Origin of the sequence: Vagococcus fluvialis, assembly GCF_003337315.1 — a bacterium.
GTDB lineage: Bacteria > Bacillota > Bacilli > Lactobacillales > Vagococcaceae > Vagococcus > Vagococcus fluvialis.
The window spans coordinates 41,358-61,044 of the sequence record NZ_QPJV01000011.1 but is presented as its reverse complement, the minus strand read 5'-3'; the positions used below and the strand labels follow the sequence as shown (position 1 = coordinate 61,044).

Annotated in this window: 21 protein-coding genes; 1 reads left to right on the top strand and 20 read right to left on the bottom strand. The window is 30.3% G+C overall.

Annotated features, from left to right (window positions below):
• Nucleotides 1–37: 37 nt before the first annotated feature.
• Nucleotides 38–652, top strand: a complete 615-nt coding sequence (locus tag DFR54_RS10505; protein ID WP_114290185.1) for a YrrS family protein — start codon at nucleotides 38–40, stop codon at nucleotides 650–652.
• Nucleotides 653–686: 34 nt separating this feature from the next.
• Here DFR54_RS10505 and DFR54_RS10500 read toward each other — a convergent pair whose 3' ends face one another.
• From DFR54_RS10500 to DFR54_RS10405, 20 genes are all read right to left on the bottom strand, one after another.
• Nucleotides 687–1,646: a flagellin N-terminal helical domain-containing protein gene (locus DFR54_RS10500; RefSeq protein WP_114290184.1), complete on the bottom strand. Its 960-nt coding sequence runs from the start codon at nucleotides 1,644–1,646 to the stop codon at nucleotides 687–689.
• 5 nt (nucleotides 1,647–1,651) lie between these two features.
• Nucleotides 1,652–3,172 (bottom strand): flagellar hook-associated protein FlgK, encoded by a 1,521-nt coding sequence (flgK, locus tag DFR54_RS10495; RefSeq protein WP_114290183.1) that lies wholly within the window; start codon nucleotides 3,170–3,172, stop codon nucleotides 1,652–1,654.
• A 59-nt stretch (nucleotides 3,173–3,231) separates the two neighbouring features.
• Nucleotides 3,232–3,594: a hypothetical protein gene (locus tag DFR54_RS10490; protein WP_114290182.1), complete on the bottom strand. Its 363-nt coding sequence runs from the start codon at nucleotides 3,592–3,594 to the stop codon at nucleotides 3,232–3,234.
• A gap of 1 nt (nucleotide 3,595) precedes the next feature.
• Nucleotides 3,596–3,880 (bottom strand): flagellar biosynthesis anti-sigma factor FlgM, encoded by a 285-nt coding sequence (gene flgM, locus DFR54_RS10485; protein WP_114290181.1) that lies wholly within the window; start codon nucleotides 3,878–3,880, stop codon nucleotides 3,596–3,598.
• A gap of 199 nt (nucleotides 3,881–4,079) precedes the next feature.
• Nucleotides 4,080–5,120 (bottom strand): flagellar motor switch phosphatase FliY, encoded by a 1,041-nt coding sequence (fliY, locus tag DFR54_RS10480; protein ID WP_114290180.1) that lies wholly within the window; start codon nucleotides 5,118–5,120, stop codon nucleotides 4,080–4,082.
• Nucleotides 5,113–6,120: a flagellar motor switch protein FliM gene (gene fliM / locus DFR54_RS10475; RefSeq protein WP_114290179.1), complete on the bottom strand. Its 1,008-nt coding sequence runs from the start codon at nucleotides 6,118–6,120 to the stop codon at nucleotides 5,113–5,115. Before fliM ends, fliY begins: the two co-directional genes overlap by 8 nt.
• Entirely contained in the window at nucleotides 6,117–6,527 is a 411-nt protein-coding gene (locus DFR54_RS10470; RefSeq protein WP_114290178.1) for a chemotaxis protein CheW, read from the bottom strand. Before DFR54_RS10470 ends, fliM begins: the two co-directional genes overlap by 4 nt.
• Nucleotides 6,528–6,563: 36 nt before the next feature.
• Nucleotides 6,564–6,926, bottom strand: a complete 363-nt coding sequence (locus tag DFR54_RS10465; RefSeq protein WP_086343253.1) for a response regulator — start codon at nucleotides 6,924–6,926, stop codon at nucleotides 6,564–6,566.
• Between the two features lie 15 nt (nucleotides 6,927–6,941).
• Complete coding sequence (locus DFR54_RS10460) at nucleotides 6,942–7,538, bottom strand: chemotaxis protein CheC (protein ID WP_114290177.1); 597 nt, start codon at nucleotides 7,536–7,538, stop codon at nucleotides 6,942–6,944.
• Nucleotides 7,535–9,556, bottom strand: coding sequence for a chemotaxis protein CheA (locus tag DFR54_RS10455; protein WP_114290176.1), 2,022 nt, complete (start codon nucleotides 9,554–9,556; stop codon nucleotides 7,535–7,537). Before DFR54_RS10455 ends, DFR54_RS10460 begins: the two co-directional genes overlap by 4 nt.
• Before the next feature lie 21 nt (nucleotides 9,557–9,577).
• Nucleotides 9,578–10,348 carry a CheR family methyltransferase gene (locus DFR54_RS10450; protein ID WP_114290175.1) on the bottom strand — a complete coding sequence of 257 codons (771 nt, stop codon included), beginning with the start codon at nucleotides 10,346–10,348 and terminating at the stop codon, nucleotides 9,578–9,580.
• Nucleotides 10,345–11,343 (bottom strand): protein-glutamate methylesterase/protein-glutamine glutaminase, encoded by a 999-nt coding sequence (locus DFR54_RS10445; RefSeq protein ID WP_233637784.1) that lies wholly within the window; start codon nucleotides 11,341–11,343, stop codon nucleotides 10,345–10,347. Before DFR54_RS10445 ends, DFR54_RS10450 begins: the two co-directional genes overlap by 4 nt.
• Before the next feature lie 28 nt (nucleotides 11,344–11,371).
• Nucleotides 11,372–11,860 carry a chemotaxis protein CheD gene (locus DFR54_RS10440; protein ID WP_114290174.1) on the bottom strand — a complete coding sequence of 163 codons (489 nt, stop codon included), beginning with the start codon at nucleotides 11,858–11,860 and terminating at the stop codon, nucleotides 11,372–11,374.
• Entirely contained in the window at nucleotides 11,860–12,354 is a 495-nt protein-coding gene (locus DFR54_RS10435) for a chemotaxis protein CheW (RefSeq protein ID WP_086343257.1), read from the bottom strand. Before DFR54_RS10435 ends, DFR54_RS10440 begins: the two co-directional genes overlap by 1 nt.
• Nucleotides 12,355–12,426: 72 nt before the next feature.
• Nucleotides 12,427–14,478 carry a methyl-accepting chemotaxis protein gene (locus DFR54_RS10430; RefSeq protein ID WP_114290173.1) on the bottom strand — a complete coding sequence of 684 codons (2,052 nt, stop codon included), beginning with the start codon at nucleotides 14,476–14,478 and terminating at the stop codon, nucleotides 12,427–12,429.
• A 129-nt stretch (nucleotides 14,479–14,607) separates the two neighbouring features.
• Nucleotides 14,608–16,674 (bottom strand): methyl-accepting chemotaxis protein, encoded by a 2,067-nt coding sequence (locus DFR54_RS10425; protein WP_114290172.1) that lies wholly within the window; start codon nucleotides 16,672–16,674, stop codon nucleotides 14,608–14,610.
• Nucleotides 16,675–16,759: 85 nt separating this feature from the next.
• Nucleotides 16,760–17,470 carry a cell division ATP-binding protein FtsE gene (locus DFR54_RS10420; RefSeq protein WP_114290171.1) on the bottom strand — a complete coding sequence of 237 codons (711 nt, stop codon included), beginning with the start codon at nucleotides 17,468–17,470 and terminating at the stop codon, nucleotides 16,760–16,762.
• Nucleotides 17,471–17,485: 15 nt separating this feature from the next.
• Nucleotides 17,486–18,223, bottom strand: coding sequence for a flagellar hook-basal body protein (locus DFR54_RS10415; protein WP_114290170.1), 738 nt, complete (start codon nucleotides 18,221–18,223; stop codon nucleotides 17,486–17,488).
• A 17-nt stretch (nucleotides 18,224–18,240) separates the two neighbouring features.
• Nucleotides 18,241–18,945, bottom strand: a complete 705-nt coding sequence (locus DFR54_RS10410) for a flagellar hook-basal body protein (protein WP_114290169.1) — start codon at nucleotides 18,943–18,945, stop codon at nucleotides 18,241–18,243.
• Nucleotides 18,942–19,652 (bottom strand): sigma-70 family RNA polymerase sigma factor, encoded by a 711-nt coding sequence (locus DFR54_RS10405; RefSeq protein WP_086343266.1) that lies wholly within the window; start codon nucleotides 19,650–19,652, stop codon nucleotides 18,942–18,944. The genes DFR54_RS10410 and DFR54_RS10405 overlap by 4 nt, the downstream gene beginning before the upstream one ends.
• Nucleotides 19,653–19,687: the final 35 nt, after the last annotated feature.

Genomic DNA, 19,687 nt, shown 5'->3' with positions numbered 1-19,687 from the left:
CAAAAATTTTTTTATACTTTATTTTAAAGGTGAAATTATGTTAAAATATTATTATACCAGTAAAAAAAGAGGGTGTTTCACTATTAATTTTTTTAAAAAAATGCCGCATAGAATAAAAAATAACAAAAAAATAACAATTCTTATTTTTTTGATAATTTGTTTTTTAATTTTTTTCATTAAAAAGTCAACAATACAAAATGAAACAAAAGAAATTGAAATAGGTGGACCAAAAGTTGCCTTAATTTCAGAAAAAACATCTGAAAAAAAACCAAAAGATAAGCCTATGCCAGTCAAAGAAAAAACAAATAACATTAAACTTATTCATTCAGATGATTCAAATGTCAAATCTGCATGGAAAAATGAAAATTGGACACCTCAAGTTTCTCAACAAAAAGAGCCACATACAATAAATTTTGATTCTAATAGTCTTGATAGGGTGGAGATGAAATACTCATTCTCTATGGCTCTAAATTTAGAAGATGATTTAATTGAAGAATGGTGGTTAGATTCTACTAATCAAGATAATGAAATTATTGGTCTACTATCAAATAGAAACACTAATCAACCCTACCGAGTTACAATTAAATGGATAACAAATAAGGGCTGGCAACCAACTCTCGTTGAAGAATTACTCACTCTTCCATCATATTAAAAAGAAGCTTTCACGTTAAGGTGAAAGCTTCTTTTTAAACATAATCTAGTATACTTGTTTGCATAATTTTAGTGCCCATTGATAAAGAAGCTTGGTAGGCAACCATCTGATTAGCAAACTCCATGTATTTTTGAACAACATCGACGTCTTGTTTTTCTGACAAGGCTTCTTTTAAGTTAATTGTTTCGTTCTCATTTCTATCCTTGGCCGCTTCAAATCGATTAGTTACAGTACCAATTCTAGATCTGATATTAACAAAGTTCTCAGTATGAACATCAACTTTTGCCAACAGTTCATTAGATAGCTTATCTTTATCATCAGAATTAATTGCTTTAATAACATCTGAAAAGAAAGTACTTAAGTTTTCAGGATTATCAGCTGTCCCTTCTTCCTTCATAAATAAGCGACCATCACTAATTAAATCCACTGTCACTCCAGTTGCAATTACTCTTGGTAAATTGCCATCTTGGCTAGTTACCGTTCCATCAGGATTAACTTTATCTTTAGTTCCATTGTATTTAACTTCTACGATGTCACCTTTATCATCTTTTACAATCTCAAAAGGTGGTGTCTTTGTATTTTTACCACCAAAAATATATCGTCCATCAAAGTTTGTGTTTAATGAGTCAACAATTCCCTCAATCTCAGACATTATTTCTTTTTTATTAGCTTGTAATTCACTATTTCCCTGTGTACCAGTAGCGCTAGATTCAATCAATTGACGAATTCTATGTAAAGAATCAGTAGCACTTTCTAGTGCTGAATCTTGCGTCTTTCCCCAAGCCATAGAATCTGCAATTGTAGAGTTGTAATATTCGTTTTGAACAATTGAATCATTCATGTTGATAATTTTTGCATAAACAAGTGGGTTATCAGAAGATTTGCTGTACTCAGAAAAAGAATTCAGTTGGTCTTGATACTTTCTCAGACGATTTAGATTATTTGCCATATTACGATTAAACTCTGTATAAATGGTTGAATTAGAAACTCTCATTTACATTACACTCCTGTCCGATTAATTAATGTATCTAACATCTCAGACACGACTGAGATCACCTTCGAATTTGCTTGAAAAGCTCTTTGAAATCTTATAACATCAGTTACCTCTTCATTTACATTGACACTAGAAATAGAGTCTTTTCTTTGTTGTAATTGACTTAGTAAATATTCTTGAGAAGTTACTTTATTATCTGCCTGCTGTTTTGAGATACCATTTTTTGTTACAATATCTATAAATGATCCTAAAAATGTCAAACCGCCATCTTCATTTTCAAATGACATTGAATCGGGATTATAAGTTTTAAAATCTGTTGGGTATTTTAAGCGAGTATCCTTTAATTTTGAGATAGCTGTAGCTCTTGATCCGTCTCCTACTTCATGTCCTGCTAAATCTTTTCCAGTATTTATGAGAGAAGGATCTTTTTTTATGTCACTGTTAACTTTTAAGTTTAACGCATAGTTAGAATCATCACCTAGTGAAAAGAAATCAATACTTTTTCCTTGATCAGAATGAATCGTGTTAACGGCTTTAGCTAAGTTAAAAACAAAATTATTCAATTCTTTCATGCGTGCTTTTACTTCAACTAATGAATCTTGTATCCCTTTTGAAATACCGCTTGTCATTTCAACTGGTGTGAAAGGGTCATTAGTTTTTTTAGAGTCTGAAATGAGTATTTGCCCAACTTCATAAGTTTCGTCTAGCACTTCTCTATTATTCAGAGAGTCTCCACCTCTTGAAACTAAAGATTTCCCATCTTTATCTTTTCCAACTACAACACTAACAGTTTTAATTTCATTGTTTGTTAATACATCTTGTTTATCAAGTTTAATAGAAACTCGTCCATATTTATCAAAAGACGTTTCTAATTTAGCGAAGCTTGAAAGGTCTTCCAGTAAAATATCTCTTTGGTCGAGCAAATCATTAGGAATACTTCCATCATTAGAAATTTTATAAATTTGTCTATTAATAGTATCTAACTGTTGTAATTTACCATTAAAGTCAAGAGTACCTTTTTCTAATATAGATACTGTATTATCATTTAGTTCATCAATTTGTTTAGCCATGTGGTTAATAGCATCTGTTAAAATGTTACCATTTTCTAAAACAATCGATTTAGCGTTATCCATTTCAGGATTAGAACCTAATTTTGACCAAGAATCAAAATAAGTAGCTAAATTACTTGATAAACCTTTATGAAAAGGCGTTTCATTAAAAATAACCTCTAACTGTCCTAAAATATCTGATTTTTGTTCAAATTGGTTGTATGAAGATGTTTCTTGTCTCATGTTTCCTATAACAAAATCATCAACTATTCGACTAATCGAAGTAATTTTAACTCCTGTTCCGACTTGACCAATACCAGCAATACGGTAAGGATTATCAGCTGCCATGTTTACACGTTGTCTAGAATACCCAACGGTATTAGCATTAGCAATATTATGTCCTGCTGTCTCTAAAGCTTTTTGTTGAACGTTTAAACCTTTATTAGCAGTTCCTAATGTTCCAAATAAACCAACCATTATTTCGCCTCCTTAATTTATTATACTTTCGATGACGGCCACTTTAAGAAGAAAAATTTTTACATCGAATGATTAATAAAACCAATATCTTCTTGTGTTTTTAAATTACCGTTATTGGAATAGGTTGAATTTTGTTTTTTCATCCCACTTCCAACAGCTGATAAAAAATGATCATTAAAAGCAATTGCTTGTTTAGTTAATAATAAATTGTCATTTTGAATCCGCTTTATTTCTTTTAATAACTTTGTTTCCTCTTCATTTGGTATTTCTTTTATTGAATTTAAAGGAACTATTAGCTCTTCCTTTTGTTTAATAATTTTTTCAAGTAATATTCCATCATTTTTAATTAAAGCCTTTTTTTCTTTTTTTAATAAACGAAGTAATTGCTTTAGCAATGGGCTAAACGATTTTCTTACCTCCATATTAATCTTCTTGTCCTTTAAACATTTCTAACATTTTATTCGCTATTTCCTTAGCTGAAACTTTATAAGTTCCATCCTTAACCGCTTGCTTAATCTCTTCAACACGTTTTGAATTATTTGAATCATCAACTTCAATGTTTAACCGAATCTGCTTACTTGTTCTCGACAAATTAATTTCTACGGATTCTTTTTTAGTTGTTGTGGGATATTCATTTTCTTTACTATATTGATTTGATTGCGAATGATATGATTCGAAATAAGATGTATACTGATTATTTACTTTCATAAAATACTCTCCTTGTATAGATATTAGCGACCAGTCATCTACTCATACATATTAATTATCGGTAAAATATCAAAGGTATTAATAGCCTAGCTAGTGAATATTTTTAACTATTACTAATTATATTATATTTTAAATAAGAATAAAGACAATTTAAATAAAAAAGCTTCATGAATAAGCCTTAACAGCTTATTCATAGAGCTTAGTGTAAATTATTTATTCGTTGTTTTTGAGACAGAATATTAGTAATTCTAATACCAAAATTCTCATTTATTACAACTACTTCTCCTTTAGCAATCAATTTGCTATTAACATAGACTTCTAATGGTTCGTCTGTTAGTTTATCTAATTCAACAACTGAACCTACTCCTAGAGATAAGATATCTTTAATAGATTTACGGCTATTTCCAAGAACTACACTAAAATCAAGAGGTACATCCATTAATAAATCTAAATTATCAATATTAGATTCTACCTTTCTATTATCTAAATTAGAAAATTCAGGCTGTTGAATCGTTACTTTTCTATTAGATTCTTTTTTGGGTAGTTCTTCATTTTTAATTTCTTCAACCATGATTTCACGCCCCTCTAAAACTTCTGCTGTATCTTGAAGCATTGTATCTGATATTTCTTTAACCATTTCTTGAGTATATATTTGCATAATTTCACTATCTATAACACCTTCCACAGTTAAATCAAATGAAATTTTACACACAACAGTTTCACCATCAATGCCCTTGTATTGAACGGCTCCTTCATCTTTCCATAGATTCACTTCTGGAGGTAATATGTCAACCTTTTTCCCCATCATAGTTGCCATTGAAGTTGAGGCTGAACCAATCATTTGATTCATCGCTTCTCCTACAGCACTTAATTCTAATTCTGTGAATTCTGTATTAGTTGTATTACCATCGCCACCAATCATTAAATCAGCAATGATAATAGCATCCTCAACATTCAGCAGCAATAAATTACTACCTTCTAAACTTTCTTTAAACTCTACTACTGTTGAAACTTTAGGAGTCACTAATTCGTCAAGTATTTGTTGAAATTTAACATACGTTACTTTTGGTGTGGTAATCATAACTCTTCTGTTTAAAATAGAAGACAAAGTTGTTGCTGCTTGTGACATAGAAATGTTACCAACTTCGCCAATAATATCGCTAATTGTTTGATCGAACGGAGCCTCAGGTTTTGTATTCATCAGTGCATCTATTTCTTCTTGTGATAATCTTTCATTCATCGTTCAGGTTCCCTTCTGAAAATTCTAGTAATTCAACCGCAAATTTATCTTCCTTTTTACCAGGTTTTACTAGACCAAATTGTTGGTTCTCTATATACATTTTTAATGGTTCTGATATTTTTTGATCTAAGCTAATAGTGTCGCCAACCTCAAGTTGAGCAAAATCCGATAATGTCATGACTGTCTGACCTAGCACTGTTTCTAATTCTAATTCAACAGATTCTATATTTTTTTGTAAATGTTCATTATCAATTTTGTTAAAATTTTTGTCAGAATCAAACCAATTTCGGAAGCTAAGTTTATCAATAATACCTTCAAAAAATACATAAGGTATACAAAGGTTTATAAAGGTATTTCTTTTAAAAATAGTTGCCGTAAATGTTACCAAAACAACAGGCTCATTTGGAGACATATTTTGTAATAATTGTGGATTAGTATCTAAACTATCCAATTTACTTTCAATGTCTGTAATCTCTTTCCAAGCATTTTCAAAAGCAGATACAAAAGTTTTAAAAATTTCTTCTAAAATAGCAATTTCAATATCAGTAAAGCTTTTCTTTTCTACGTCCTCATTTTTTAAAATTTGAGCTTCATTTCCACCACATAATAATTCAACAATCAACATACATAATTGCGGGTTAATCTCAATCATTTGAATGCCATTTAACGGTGTCGAATGGAATAGGCCCAGTAAAGTAAATTTAGGTATAGAATGTATAAATTCGTCATAACTTATTTGCTCAATCGATGCAAGTTTTAATGAGACATTTGTTCTTATCTGAGTACTTAAATGATTGCCTGCAAATTTAGAAAAATCCTCAAAAATCATAAAGAGAGTATTAATATACTCTTTAGATAATTTAGTCGGCCTTCTAAAATCGTAAGCTTTTACTTGTCCCATCTCTTTTTCTTCTGAAAGAAGGGTCTCTTCATCAATTTCTCCATTGCTCATCGCACTTAAAAGCGCATCGATTTCTTGCTGTGTCAGTACCTGTTTCAAATGGATCCCTCATTTTCAGTAAATATTGTCATGATATCGATAATATTTGTTAATTTTTCATTAATTGAAATAATGCCTTCAATGTTACTGTTATCATTTTTATTAAGTAATTGAATTTCATTTTCATCTACAGAAAAAACACCAACTATTTGTTCAACTAAAATGCCTATCTTACTATCTTTATTTCTAATAATAATTATATTTTCATGTCTACCATTATCATCCTCATTTAAAAATTTTGAAAAATTAATTAACGTTACGATTGTTCCTCTCAAATTAATTAATCCTTCTATCCATGGTTGAGCTTGAGGCACATGAAAAATTTTAGTTGATTTTATAATTTCACCGACATTTTCTGTTCGAATACCGTAATACTTACTATCTTTTGTAAATACGACTAATTGCATTACATATCCTCCTCAAAAAAATAAAAATTCATAAAGCTAAATGCTTACTTTATCTAAAGCTTTAATTACACGATCACTATCAAAAGGTTTAACAATAAAATCAACTGCACCAGCACGAATGGCATCCATTACCATTGATTGTTGCCCCATAGCACTACACATTAAAACTTTTGCATTACTATCAAAAGCTTTAATTTCCTTTAAGGCTTCTACCCCGTCCATTTCAGGCATTGTAATATCCATTGTTACTAAATCCGGTTGAGTTGCTTTGTATTTTTCAATAGCTTCCAAGCCATTTTGCGCTTCATCTACTACTTGGTAACCATTTTTTTCTAAAATATCCTTTAATTTCATTCTCATAAAAACTGCGTCATCAACGATTAATACTTTTTTTGCCATTTTAAATTCCTCTTTCTATAAGCCGATAGCTTTAAATAATTTTTCTAAAACACCTGTTTCTGGAATAAAGTAAAGATAGGCATCCATCTGATTGCCAGAATAAAAAAATTCATTTTTAATAATTAAAACTTCTTCATCATACTGATCATACGCCATATACAAACTACTTATTATTGAACCAAACATATCAATGGTAAGATTAGGTATACTTGACATCAAACGAATATTTAATAACTCACTAATAGCATTTAAAAAGGAGTTAACAATAATATTAACAAGTTCTTTAATAGATGATTCTATTAATTCCTGAGTTTTTTCCATAGAATTTAATAGCATCATTTGACTAATCTGATTAGCTGATTCTTCTGGTAAAGCAAATAAAAATACGCCACCGCCATTACCAAGAATTTGAGTTGTAACTGAATAAACAATTTTATCTTCTGACATAATTCTGGCATATAATTCTTCATATTCCATAATTTCTATAAGTGGTACTATCATATCAACTTTGGTATTAATCAAAGATGATATACTTGTTGCTGCATGTCCACCACCTATATTAACTAACTCTTTCATTGCATCAATTTGTAATGGCAGATATTTATCTATCATAATGATGTCACACTATCTTCGCTACAAATTACGTTTGTATCTAAAATCATTGCAATATCACCGTTACCTAAAATTGTCGCACCTAAATATTTTTTTAGATGTCTTAGCTCTCTACCTAATTTTTTGATAACTATTTCTTGTTGACCAACTAATTCATCAACCATCAATGCATAATATTTTTTCCCTAAAAGAACTAAAATTAAATGAGGTTTTTCTTTAAAATCACTATCTTTATTATTCAATCCTAGTACTTTATCTAGTCTTATAACTGGAATTGCTGTATGTTGATACATATAAACTTCTTGCATATGAACTTGTTTAATATCACTTTCAGAAACCTCAACGACCTTTTCAATTGCCCCTTGAGGTAATGCAAATAATTCTCCAGATACCTTAACCATTAATGATTGAATAATAGAAAGAGTTAACGGTAGATTGATAGTAAACGTTGACCCTACGTCTACAGTACTTTGTAAATCAATCGTACCTCCTAGCTCTGAAATTTTAGAATGAACAACATCCATACCAACTCCACGGCCAGAAACGTTTGTTATTTTTTTTGCAGTTGAAAAACCAGGATGAAAAATTAAATGTAATATCTCTTTTTCACTTAGACCATCTGTTATAATGCCCTTTTCTTCAGCGCTTTTCTTGATAAGAGTTGGATTTAATCCTTTTCCATCATCTGAAACAGTAATAATAACTCGATTCCCTTGTTGGAAAGCAGTAATTTTAATCTCTCCAACTGTAGACTTCCCTAATTCAATTCTTCTTTCTGGACTTTCAATACCATGATCTGCTGAATTCCTAATTAAATGAATTAACGGCTCACTTAGTTCTGAAACAACAGTCCGATCTAATTCAGTGTCTTCACCTTCAATAATTAATGTCATTTCTTTATTTAAGTCACGAGATAAATCTCGAATAACTCTTGGAAATCGATTCATTACGACACTAACTTGTTGCATTCTAATTTTAAGTACCAAATCTTGAAGTTCAGAAGTGATTCTTGCAACTTCAGTTAGAGGTTCTTTTATCTCGTTTTTATTATCAGTTAAAGTAATGTTTTCTAATCTCGTTCTGTAAACAACTAATTCAGATACCAGATTCATAAATGTATCTAGTTTTTCTAAATCCACTTTTATAGTTTGTTGTTCATGTTTAGTAACTTTTTTGATTTTACTTTGTAAGACTTCTATTTCCTTGACGTCAGGATTCTCATTTTTTTCCATTATTACTTTTTCTATTGAAGAATCATTAAGACATTCTTCAGCATTTAAAACAAGTAAATTCTCTATATCACTATTTGATAAAATATTATCTCTTATTTCCTCAATAGTATTTTCACTAATTAAAATAAAATGAAAATCTTGTCCAAATTCACCTTGTTCTAATGTTTCAGTATCTGGAAAGCTATACGAAACTTCACCAAGTTCGTTAACTCTATCCATAATTAGAAAAACACGTGGCCCTTTTAAACTACACTCTTTATCTAAACGAATACTAACGCAGTAAGCATTAAAGCTTGTATCTTTTAATTGGTTTATTAAATTAATATCTTCCTCTGATAAAAATTCGATAGGAAAATTAATTTTTTCAATTATTTCAATAGATTCTTCTACTTCTTTTGATTCCGATGCCTCTATTTCTTCTAAGCGTTGAATTAAATGACTAATCTCACTACTATCTATAGCTTCTTCGTCTCTTAAATTCTCAACTATTTCAGCCAGTGCATCCAAACAATCAAAAATAAGTGAGATACTATCAGAATTCACTTCAATTGTTTTGTTTTTAAAATATTGAAACACGTTTTCCATTTTATGAGTTAATTTAGCCATTGTCTCATATCCCATAGTGGCTGCCATACCTTTTAACGTATGAGCTGATCTAAATATACTATCTATTGTTTCTTCACTTTCGGGATTACTCTCCAGAGTCAATACCCCGTCATTTAAATTTTCTAAATGTTCGTCTGTTTCTTCAAAAAAAAGGTCTCGGTATTTCTCGTTCTCGTCCATCTCAAACACCTCTTTCTTTATTTATTTTTGATAAATAAATGAATCTATCTTTTTGAAACCAAATTTTTCCGGTTGATTAATTGTTTCTGTAGCTCCTGTAAAAAAAATACCTCCAGGTGCTAAAGAGTCATAAAATTTTTGATACAATTCATCTCTAGCTTCCTGTTTAAAATATATCGTTACATTTCGACATATAATCAAATGATAACCTGAATCAAAGGAGCTTTTTAACAAATCATGTTCTTTAAATTTCACTTTTTGTCTAATGCGAGGGTGAATCTTAAACCCATCATCTTGATGCTCAAAATAAGTTTCACGATGTAATTGGCTAATATTTTTTAACTCACTTTCAACATACAAAGCATCCTCTGCACGTTTCAAAATAACCCTATCAATATCAGTTGCTAATATTTTTTGACTCATATTAATTTTATTATCTTCAAATAACATAGCCAAACTATAGGGTTCTGAACCATTAGAACAAGCAGCACTCCAACATTTCAAACTTTTGAATTGAGGTTTTAACGTTTTTAGAAGATGATGTTCCAACGCTTCAAACAACTCAGGATTTCTAAAAAATTCTGTCACATTTATAGTCAGATAATTTTTCAACTCTTCCCTAGCAGCTATATCTTTTTCCATCAATTTCATATAGTCGTTTAAATTAGAAACAGAATGATTCGACATAACATTCAAAATACGTCTTTGTAATTGTTTTTCCTTATACGACTCTAAATTCATATTCAAATTCTTTTTGGCCCATATATTAAATTCATTAAAAGTTTCGCTCATTGTCTCACCTTAATCATCCAATTTAATTTTTCTTCTATTTGATTTAATGATAGTACTTCATCAATGACATCAAGCTCAATTGCTCTTCTTGGCATTCCAAATACGATAGAGCTATCTTTATCTTGTGCTATTGTGTAACCTCCAGCCTCAGATATATGTTTCATTCCTAAGGCACCATCATTTCCCATTCCAGTAAGAATAATACCAACTAATTGCTTACGATATATTTTAGATGCTGACTCAAACAAAGGATCAACTGCAGGCCTGACACTATGAATTTTATCTTCTTGCGTAAGTAAAATTTTTTGATTTTCAATTCTCATATGGTAATCACCAGGAGCTATATAAACAACTCCTGGTTTAATAATTTCTCCCTGCTTTGCCTCAACAACCTTAACCTTTGCCTCTTGATCTAATCTTGTAGAAAATGATTTTGTAAAACCTTTAGGCATATGTTGGACAATAAATATTGGAACCTTTAAATTACTTGGAATTGCCTTAATTAATTGCATTAGAGCTTTTGGACCACCTGTTGATGCTCCTATTACTATTGCACTAATCTTTGTAGGAAATGAAGCTTTTTCATCACTTTTTTTTGTATATTGTACACTTCTAAGCTCTGTAGTTTGAACAATGGATTTTATTTTACTAGCTAATTCATCCGTAAATGATTCCTCAATTTTGAGTAAATTAATAGGCTTTTCAACAAAGTCCATTGCCCCTTTCTCTAAACAAGAAATAGTCATTTCTTCTCCAGTATGGGAGCTAATCATAATTACTGGGATATCATAATGTGATTTTATTTGTTCTAATGTCTCTAAACCATTCATTCCTGTCATTTCAATATCTAAAGTAATTAAGTCAGGTAAAAATTTTGGAATTTTATTTAGAGCATCCTCACCGCTTCTAGCAGTTGTACATACTAGCATTTCTGAAATATTATTAATCTGATCCGATATTACTTTTCTCATAAAAGCAGAATCATCAACCACCATTACTTTTATAGTCACATTATTTCCCACCTTATAATTCATATAGTTCCCTATTAACCATTTTGACAGATACACCTAATGTTTCTAAATCTACAAAAAGCGAACGCCCCATATTTCCGCCAACATGTTTAGCTAAAATTGGAATTTTTAATTCTGACAAAATACTTTCTACGGCTTGAATATTTCGTTCGCCAATATTTTGAGATTTTGCTTGCCCTTGTAATTGAAACATACTTGCTCCGCCTGCTATTTTAGCTACTAAACGACCATTTTTGCTTTTACTTTTTAATTCTTCAACCATTTGTGGTATAGCTAAATCAGCGAATTTTTCAATTTTCAAATTAGTTTGATGATTAAAAAGCTTACTATCTGGAAGCATAATATGACTCAAGCCCCCAACCTTAGTATCTTGATTGTAAATAACAATACCAATACATGATCCCAGTCCTAAGGTCACCAACTGATTTGGGGCTTTGGTTATCTTATAGTCTGAAATTCCCACTTTCAATTGCTCAGACATTACTCTTCTGCCAACTCTTCTTGAGGATTTTCAGCTGTATCTGCTATCTCTAAAGCTCGTAGCAACTTATCAAGCATAATATTTCCCTCAAATAAAGTATCAACATTTAATTGAATAATAATGCCATTTTCTGCTTTGATAAAACTTTCAATATAGTTTTTATCAAAGGTTACTTCATTCTCCATAAGTTCAAACTGATTTTTTTCAAAATCCATAATGCCTCTAATAGATTCTACTAAAAGACCTAAATACTCTTCCTTCCATTGAACGATAATTATTTTCATCTCGTTACTTACTTCTGTTGGGATTCCATACAAACGGTCATTTAAATCAATAACGGGTAATACATGCTCATTATGTTCAATAACGCCTAATACAAAAGTAGACGTTTCAGGCACAGGTATTGTTTCTTGCCATTGAATAATTTTATTGATTTTTTCAATTGGAATGCTTAACTCTTGTTTCTTACTCAAAAAAACAATTTGCTTTTCCATTTTTCATCCCCCATTAATTAACACAAAAGGTTCCAATGGAAATTCCATTGAAACTTTTCGTGTTCATTATACTTAAATATTAAAGCTATTGGCTTGTTTTTTAAGACTATTAGCAATTTTTTCAAGTTCATAGATATTAGCAGTAAATTCTTCCATTGTAGCTAAAATCTCTTCTGCGTTAGCAGAAACTTCTTCTGTTCCTGCCGCATTTTCTTGTGTTGAAGCAGATATATTTTCTACAGAGAATAGCACTGAGTCTTTTTGTTTTTTTATTTCTTGACTCAAAATATCAATAGAATTAACTTCTTGAATAATATCATTAAATTGATTTGTCACTTTTTTAGTTGATGAAATGGCATGATTAATTGAATCAGTTTGTTTTTGACCACCTTCATAAGAATCAGTCACTTGAAGAACCATTTCATTAGACTTACTTTGTATTTCACCAATAATCATTTCAATATCCTTAGTTGAAACAGCACTTTGTTCTGCCAATTTTCGAACCTCTTCTGCCACAACAGCAAATCCTTTTCCAGCTTCACCTGCTCTTGCAGCCTCAATTGATGCATTTAAGGCTAAAAGGTTAGTTTGAGTCGAAATATCTGTAATAACTTGAATAATCTTATTAATGTTTTGAATATCACTATTCATAGTCCCCATACTATCAACAAGACCTTTAAGTTTTTGACGTTCAATTTCCCAATTCTCATAGACATGGTTCATTAATTCAGAATTTTTTTTGTTATCTTCAGTAGCTTGAATTGCTTTTTGATTCATATCAATTGCAGAACGGTTAATCGTTTCTATAGTAGAACCGAGATCGTTCATCTCACTTACTGTTTTTTCTGAATCCATTGCTTGAGAACTTGTTGCTTGAGCAATCCCTGTTATTGTTTCTGATACTTCTTCTGTTGCCGAATTAGTTTGTTTTGATATATCAGATAAAGAAACACTCATGTCTGATATTTGATTACTTTCTTCTTGAATGCTTTTAACTAACTTAGAAAATCCATCTAACATATTATTAAAGGCAACAATAATTTGGTTAACCTCTGTTCCATGCTCTTTAACTTCTCCAGTACCAAATAACTTTTGAATTTTTGTAAGTTCTTTATCTTGGTCAGTAGCTATAGAGTTACCTCTTAAGTTAGTAATTTTCACTTTCAGATTACCTTGACTTGCTTTTTCAAAAGATTCAACTAAAACATTAGCTACTTTGATGATTTGTTTTGAAATAAATAAAGCAATAACTATAGCTAAAATTCCCCAACTTATTGTTACAATTGCAGATATTTTTAGCATAGCTTCCTTTTCAACTTTGAATTCTTTATTTTCAACTCCAGCAACAATAATTAAGCCATCATCTGTTTGAAGATAATGAGAATGACCTGTTTTTGTTTTTATATCCCCTACTGGTTCTGTTATTTGTTGAAAGAAAGGTTGATCCTTTGCATTTGTATTACGTTCTTTAGGATCTCCTGAACCTAAAACATCCCCATCTTTTGTTAAAAGAATCATTCGACCTGAACGCCCTATTTTAGTATCATTAATAATTTTAGATATCTCTTCCATATTAATATCAATTGCAAGAACACCTAAAACATTATTATTATTTTGAACAGCTTTTGAAAGTGTAATAATAATCTCACCTGTATTAATATCAGCACTTGGTTCTGATAAATGAACCTTATTCGGTTCTTCAACAGCTTCTTTGTACCAAGGTCTAGATAGATACTTATCTACCTCAATGTCCATACCTACACTTGAAATGATTTTATTACCATTTGGCGCATAATAAATATCACCAAATGTAGCATCTGTATTTCTTACAAGTTTAAGTAATTCTCTAACTTGTTCTCTCTCTACAGGTGTTTTTACTGGTTTTTGTAACAAGGCAGTTTTACTAATTTCTTCTGTTGCTTTCTCTGCTGTCGCTTCAATACCTTCAATTCCATCTTGTACACGGCTAATACTATTTTTTGCCTCAACACTAATTCTTTTATCAATTGTACTTATCATAAACTTTGTGTTTAAAAATAAAACAACTAACACTGGAATTAATCCAAGTGCAACGATAAACCCTATAATATAAGGTCCTATCGATTTATTCCTATTTTTTTTCATCCCTTACAACTCCTTAAAATATTAGTTCCAATAGACTATCGACATTTTTAAAGGAAAGTTTAATAGGCTTTTCGATTTTTTATTAAAATAAGAGTGAGACTGTGACATAAATATGTCACAGTCCCATTTTTATTTAGTAACAAATCCGTTAGCTTGAACTTCTAGAATATTCGCTATTTCTTCAAGAGTACTAATGTTATTTGAAAATTCTTCCATTGTAGCTAAAATTTCCTCAGCGTTAGCAGAAACTTCTTCTGTGCCTGCAGAATTTTCTTCTGTTGAAGCAGAAATATTCTCTACGGAAAGTAAAACTGAATCTTTTTGTTTTTTAATCTCTTGACTTAACATATCAATAGCTTTTGTTTCTTGAACTAGTATTTCAAACTGATCTGAGACTTGATTAGCTGAATCAATCGCTTCGTTAATCACTTGTGTTTGTTTAACACCGCCATCAAACGAATCTTTAACCTGCGAAACAATTCCATCTGATTTCGATTGAATCTCTTCAATGATTGTCTCAATATCTTTTGTTGAATTTGAACTTTGTTCTGCTAATTTTCTGACCTCTTCAGCAACAACAGCAAAACCTTTACCAGCTTCTCCAGCTCTAGCAGCTTCAATAGAAGCATTTAATGCTAAAAGATTGGTTTGAGAAGATAAATCAGTAATTACTTGAATAATTTTAGTAATGTTTTGAATATCACTATTCATTTCACCCATGCTTTCAACAAGTATTCCTAATTTTTGTCGTTCTAACTCCCAATTTTCATAAACTTTAAACATTAATTCTGAATTTTTCATATTAACAGTTGTAGCTACTTCAGTATTGTTATTCATATCTAAAGAAGATTGATGAATAGCATCAATAATTTCGGCTAATTGATTCATTTCCGAAACTGTTTTTTCAGCATCTACCGCTTGTGAACTTGTAGCTTGGGCAATTCCTGTAATTGTTTCTGAAACTTCTTCTGTTGAAGATGTTGTTTGTTTTGAAATATCGAGTAACGAAGATGACATTTCAGAGATTTGGTTACTTTCTAATTGAATCCCTTCTATGAGACCAGAAAAACCTGTCAGCATACTATTATACGAACTTGCAATCTGATCGATTTCATTACCATCTTCTTTAATTTTCCCATCACCAAATATTTTATCAACAAACTTAAAGTTTTTACGTTTTGAATCCTTTTCATCCATACATCTTCTTGTACTAGTAATTTTGGAAGTTAAATCACCTTGTGAAGCTTTTTTGAATGAATCCACTAAAACTTTAGCTGCACGAATAATAACACGAGAAATACCAACAGCTAAAACAAAGGCTAAAATTCCGGAAATAACAATAACATAACCGGAAACTTTAAATAAACTACTTTTTTCAATACTTAATTCATTCTTTTCAGTTCCAGAATAAAGAATTAAACCATTCTTAGTAGTTGTAAAATAAGCGGTTTCATCTATATCTTTTACAAACCCTTTGTCACCGTCTCTATTTTTAAAATAATCTGTATCAGAGATATCCTTACCTTCATTTTTTTTCAATCCTGAACCAAGAACTAAACCTTCTTCAGTTACTAACATCATATAACCAGTATTTCCAACTTTAGTGTCTCTTACCATTCTAGAAATCTGCGATAAATCTACATCGATTCCTAAGACACCTACAATTTTATCTCCATTTTTTATCGCTTTTGATAAAGTCATGGTAATTTTATTTGTTTTAATGTCTGCATCTGGTTTTGACCAAACTAATTCTCCTGGTTTCTTCATTGCTTCAACATACCAACTACGATTTTCAAACTCTCTAAAATTGACATCTCTAGAAATTGAAGATATGTTATTTTTTCCAACTGGTGCATAATAGATATGTTCAAAATTCTCATCAGATTTATGGACTAATTTCAGAAGTTTTCTAACTTTTGCTTGACTTTCATAGTTTTGATTTACTTCTTTTAAGTCAGTTTCATCAGATAACGCATCAACTGTTCTTTCAACAGTTCTTCTAATACTATCAATATTATCAGCAACTCTTTTAACACTGTTCTTTTCTTCAATAGCAACCCTATTAGTTATCAATGTTGACATAACATTAATATTTAAAAATAACACAACAATGACTGGAATTAAGCTGATTGATACGATAAACCATATAATCAATGGACCTAATGACTTATTTTTTTTTGCACCTCTTTTAATCATTTAAAACACCCTTTCTATAATTATTCTTCCAATATCACTATCGGAAAAATAACATAGAAGTTAATAGCAAACTAAAAAAAATCTGTTATATAATAAATATATCTTTGTTATCAGTTGATAGACCATAATCGCCATTACTTTGATCTCTAACTAACTCCCCATTATCTATTTCTAACACACGATTTCTAACTGTATTTACTATTGTCGAATTATGCGTAGCCATTAAAATGGTTGCTCCATCTTGATTCAACTTATAAAGAATTCTCATGATTTCAATAGAAGATTTATTATCTAGATTGCTTGTAGGTTCGTCCGCTAAAATAATTTTAGGATTATTTACAATTGCCCTAGCAATGGCCACTTTTTGTTGCTGACCAATGGATAATTCTGAAGGATAATCATTTTTAAAACTCAACATTCCCACCTGACTTAGAGCAGCTAGAGCTTTCTCTTTTATTTTTTTTCTATCAAAATCAATAGCATTTAACGAATATACAATATTTTTATATACTGTTAAGTGATCTAATAAAAAAATATCTTGTGGAATCACACCTATCTGTCTACGATAATCAGGTAGTTTTTTATCTGGCAGTTTTAATAAATCAATATTCCCAATCTGTAAAAAACCTTGTGTTAGTCTTTCTTCACAAGTTAATAACTTAATAATTGTTGACTTTCCTGAACCACTAGGACCAATTAAATAAAGAAACTCTCCTTGACTTACGTCTAAGCTAACATCAGATAACGCCAAGTTACCCTCAGTATATTTTTTATAAACATGGGAAAATCTAATCATTTATTTCAAATCCTTTTACTGTTTAAATTCATTAATTCGCTGCATCATCTCATCTGTTGATTGTAAAACTTTTGTATTCATAGAATATGCTCTTTGTGTAAGAATCATTTCTGACATTGAGTCTGCCAAATTAACATTAGATGACTCCAAATAAAATTGATTAATTTCTGGATTGTCCAGTCTCTCTGCAATTCTTCCATTTGGTAAGACGTATTGATTATTTCCAATGTCTATCAATTGTTCGCTTAAGTCTCCACTAAAAATTGGAATTTCTCCTACTGGCATCCCTGCCACACTAACCATTCCTTTTTCATTTATAGAAGGAATACCTTCTGGCCAATCATTTTTAGGAACTGATAGTGTTATTTCAACAGTATTTCCTGCACTATTTCTTAATGTTCCTTCTGAATCAAATCTAAATGATCCATCCCGTGAATAGGCTAGTTGATTATTTGGCAATCTAATTCCAAAAAAACCTTCTCCTGAAATAGCTAAGTCAAAGGGATGATTACTAGAAATTAAACTTCCTTGCTTGTTGTTGTTTTGTCCCTGTGTTATTTTAGTACCTCGTGAAATACCATTTGCAATTCCTCTATTTTCTGAAATAACATCATTTCTAAGTAACTCTTGAAAATTTGCATTTTTTTCTTTAAAACCTATAGTATTGACATTTGCAATATTATTAGAAGTAATATCTAGATTTGTTTGTAACCCTTTTAGTCCAGATTTACTTATTGATAAAGCTGAATTCATATTAGTAGCACCTCTTTTTATACTCTTCCTATTTCATTAGTTAATTTCCTTAATGTCTCATCAGAAGTGTGTAATGCTTTTTGATTTATTTCAAATTCCCTAGCTGTTTGTAATAAATCAGTCATTTCATCCACCATATCAACGTTTGAACTTTCTAACATATGGTTTTCGACACGACTATTTAAATCCTGTTCACCATTTACTCCTGAAAATAATGACTCACCAATTGCAGTTAAATTATTTAAATCATTAAATTTTGTTAATCTAAAATTTGGGTTTTGTTGTCTTGCATCAACAGGTTGCCCATTATCAGACAAAACTAAATATCCTTCTTGTGTCACTAATTGATTTTGCTCATTTACTTGAAAATGACCATTTTTAGTATATCCAATCGTTCCATTTGCTAGTTGGATATTAAAAAATCCATCTCCTAAAATAGCATAGTCTGTTTGTTTATTTGTCTGCTTCATGCTACCCGTTGTCATATTTTTATTGATTTCATCAATTCGATTACCAAAAATAAATGTTCCTATTTCATTCTTATCATTTAATTGAGGTCCTTTTAGATGATTAAACATTTGTTTTTCTTTATCTGTTTTTTGAATAATTTTTTGGCTTTTAAAACCAAATGTATTAACATTTGAAACATTTGAACTTGTATTTTCTTGCTTTTTTTGTAAAATATTAAAACTTTTCTGTAATGTATCCATACTTCTTATCATTCTAATTCCTCCTCAATTAGTTTTTTTAGTTTTATTAAAATTTTGCCGTGTAATTGTGAAACTCTTGGAATTGAGACATCTAATACTTCAGCAATCTCTTTTAAAGTCAATTCTTCAACATAGTATAAATTTAGAATAATTTGTTCTCTTTCAGGTAACTTCTCTATGGAATTTCTTAAAGCTACTTTTTTTTCATCATCTAATAATATTTCATCAATTGGTATTGTTTGTGTATCTTCGACTATATCTTTTAATTCTAGTGATTCACCTTGTGTTGTAAAAATTGTATCTTCTAATGATATATTGGCTAAATAATGCACTGTTTCATGAATTTTCGATAGTTGCTTAGAATTTATTCCTAATTCTTCACAAATCTGTAAATCAGTTGCTTCAGTCATATTTTCAGATTCAATTTTTTCTTTAGCTTTATAGAATTGATCTAAATGACTCATACGGTTTCTTGATACCCTTGATGTTTTTCTAATCTCATCAATTATTGCTCCACGAATTCGAATATAGGCATAACTTTCGAAAGATACATTTTTAGAAACATCAAATCTTTTCAATGCATCCATTAATCCGATAACACCTATATTAAATAAATCGTCCTTATCATAGTCAGTTGATTTAACTTCAATTCTATTAACAACTCTTTTAACAAATGGTAAGTATTTGACAATTTCGTGTTCGTAATCAACTTCATACACAACAATTTCCCCTTCCCAATAACGCTATAATATAT

What these genes read in the sequence shown, in the direction of transcription:
- fliY (WP_114290180.1), bottom strand. Translation starts at nt 5,120, where the DNA reads ATGAATGAAAGATTATCACAAGAAGAAATAGATGCACTGATGAATACA.
- DFR54_RS10505 (WP_114290185.1), top strand. Translation starts at nt 38, where the DNA reads ATGTTAAAATATTATTATACCAGTAAAAAAAGAGGGTGTTTCACTATT.
- flgM (WP_114290181.1), bottom strand. Translation starts at nt 3,880, where the DNA reads ATGAAAGTAAATAATCAGTATACATCTTATTTCGAATCATATCATTCG.
- DFR54_RS10425 (WP_114290172.1), bottom strand. Translation starts at nt 16,674, where the DNA reads ATGATTAAAAGAGGTGCAAAAAAAAATAAGTCATTAGGTCCATTGATT.
- DFR54_RS10415 (WP_114290170.1), bottom strand. Translation starts at nt 18,223, where the DNA reads ATGAATTCAGCTTTATCAATAAGTAAATCTGGACTAAAAGGGTTACAA.
- DFR54_RS10435 (WP_086343257.1), bottom strand. Translation starts at nt 12,354, where the DNA reads ATGGAAAAGCAAATTGTTTTTTTGAGTAAGAAACAAGAGTTAAGCATT.
- DFR54_RS10455 (WP_114290176.1), bottom strand. Translation starts at nt 9,556, where the DNA reads ATGGACGAGAACGAGAAATACCGAGACCTTTTTTTTGAAGAAACAGAC.
- DFR54_RS10500 (WP_114290184.1), bottom strand. Translation starts at nt 1,646, where the DNA reads ATGAGAGTTTCTAATTCAACCATTTATACAGAGTTTAATCGTAATATG.
- DFR54_RS10490 (WP_114290182.1), bottom strand. Translation starts at nt 3,594, where the DNA reads ATGGAGGTAAGAAAATCGTTTAGCCCATTGCTAAAGCAATTACTTCGT.
- DFR54_RS10450 (WP_114290175.1), bottom strand. Translation starts at nt 10,348, where the DNA reads ATGAGCGAAACTTTTAATGAATTTAATATATGGGCCAAAAAGAATTTG.
- DFR54_RS10440 (WP_114290174.1), bottom strand. Translation starts at nt 11,860, where the DNA reads ATGTCTGAGCAATTGAAAGTGGGAATTTCAGACTATAAGATAACCAAA.
- DFR54_RS10420 (WP_114290171.1), bottom strand. Translation starts at nt 17,470, where the DNA reads ATGATTAGATTTTCCCATGTTTATAAAAAATATACTGAGGGTAACTTG.
- flgK (WP_114290183.1), bottom strand. Translation starts at nt 3,172, where the DNA reads ATGGTTGGTTTATTTGGAACATTAGGAACTGCTAATAAAGGTTTAAAC.
- DFR54_RS10465 (WP_086343253.1), bottom strand. Translation starts at nt 6,926, where the DNA reads ATGGCAAAAAAAGTATTAATCGTTGATGACGCAGTTTTTATGAGAATG.
- DFR54_RS10410 (WP_114290169.1), bottom strand. Translation starts at nt 18,945, where the DNA reads ATGATAAGAAGTATGGATACATTACAGAAAAGTTTTAATATTTTACAA.
- DFR54_RS10445 (WP_233637784.1), bottom strand. Translation starts at nt 11,343, where the DNA reads ATGGTGGTTGATGATTCTGCTTTTATGAGAAAAGTAATATCGGATCAG.
- DFR54_RS10460 (WP_114290177.1), bottom strand. Translation starts at nt 7,538, where the DNA reads ATGATAGATAAATATCTGCCATTACAAATTGATGCAATGAAAGAGTTA.
- DFR54_RS10430 (WP_114290173.1), bottom strand. Translation starts at nt 14,478, where the DNA reads ATGAAAAAAAATAGGAATAAATCGATAGGACCTTATATTATAGGGTTT.
- DFR54_RS10470 (WP_114290178.1), bottom strand. Translation starts at nt 6,527, where the DNA reads ATGCAATTAGTCGTATTTACAAAAGATAGTAAGTATTACGGTATTCGA.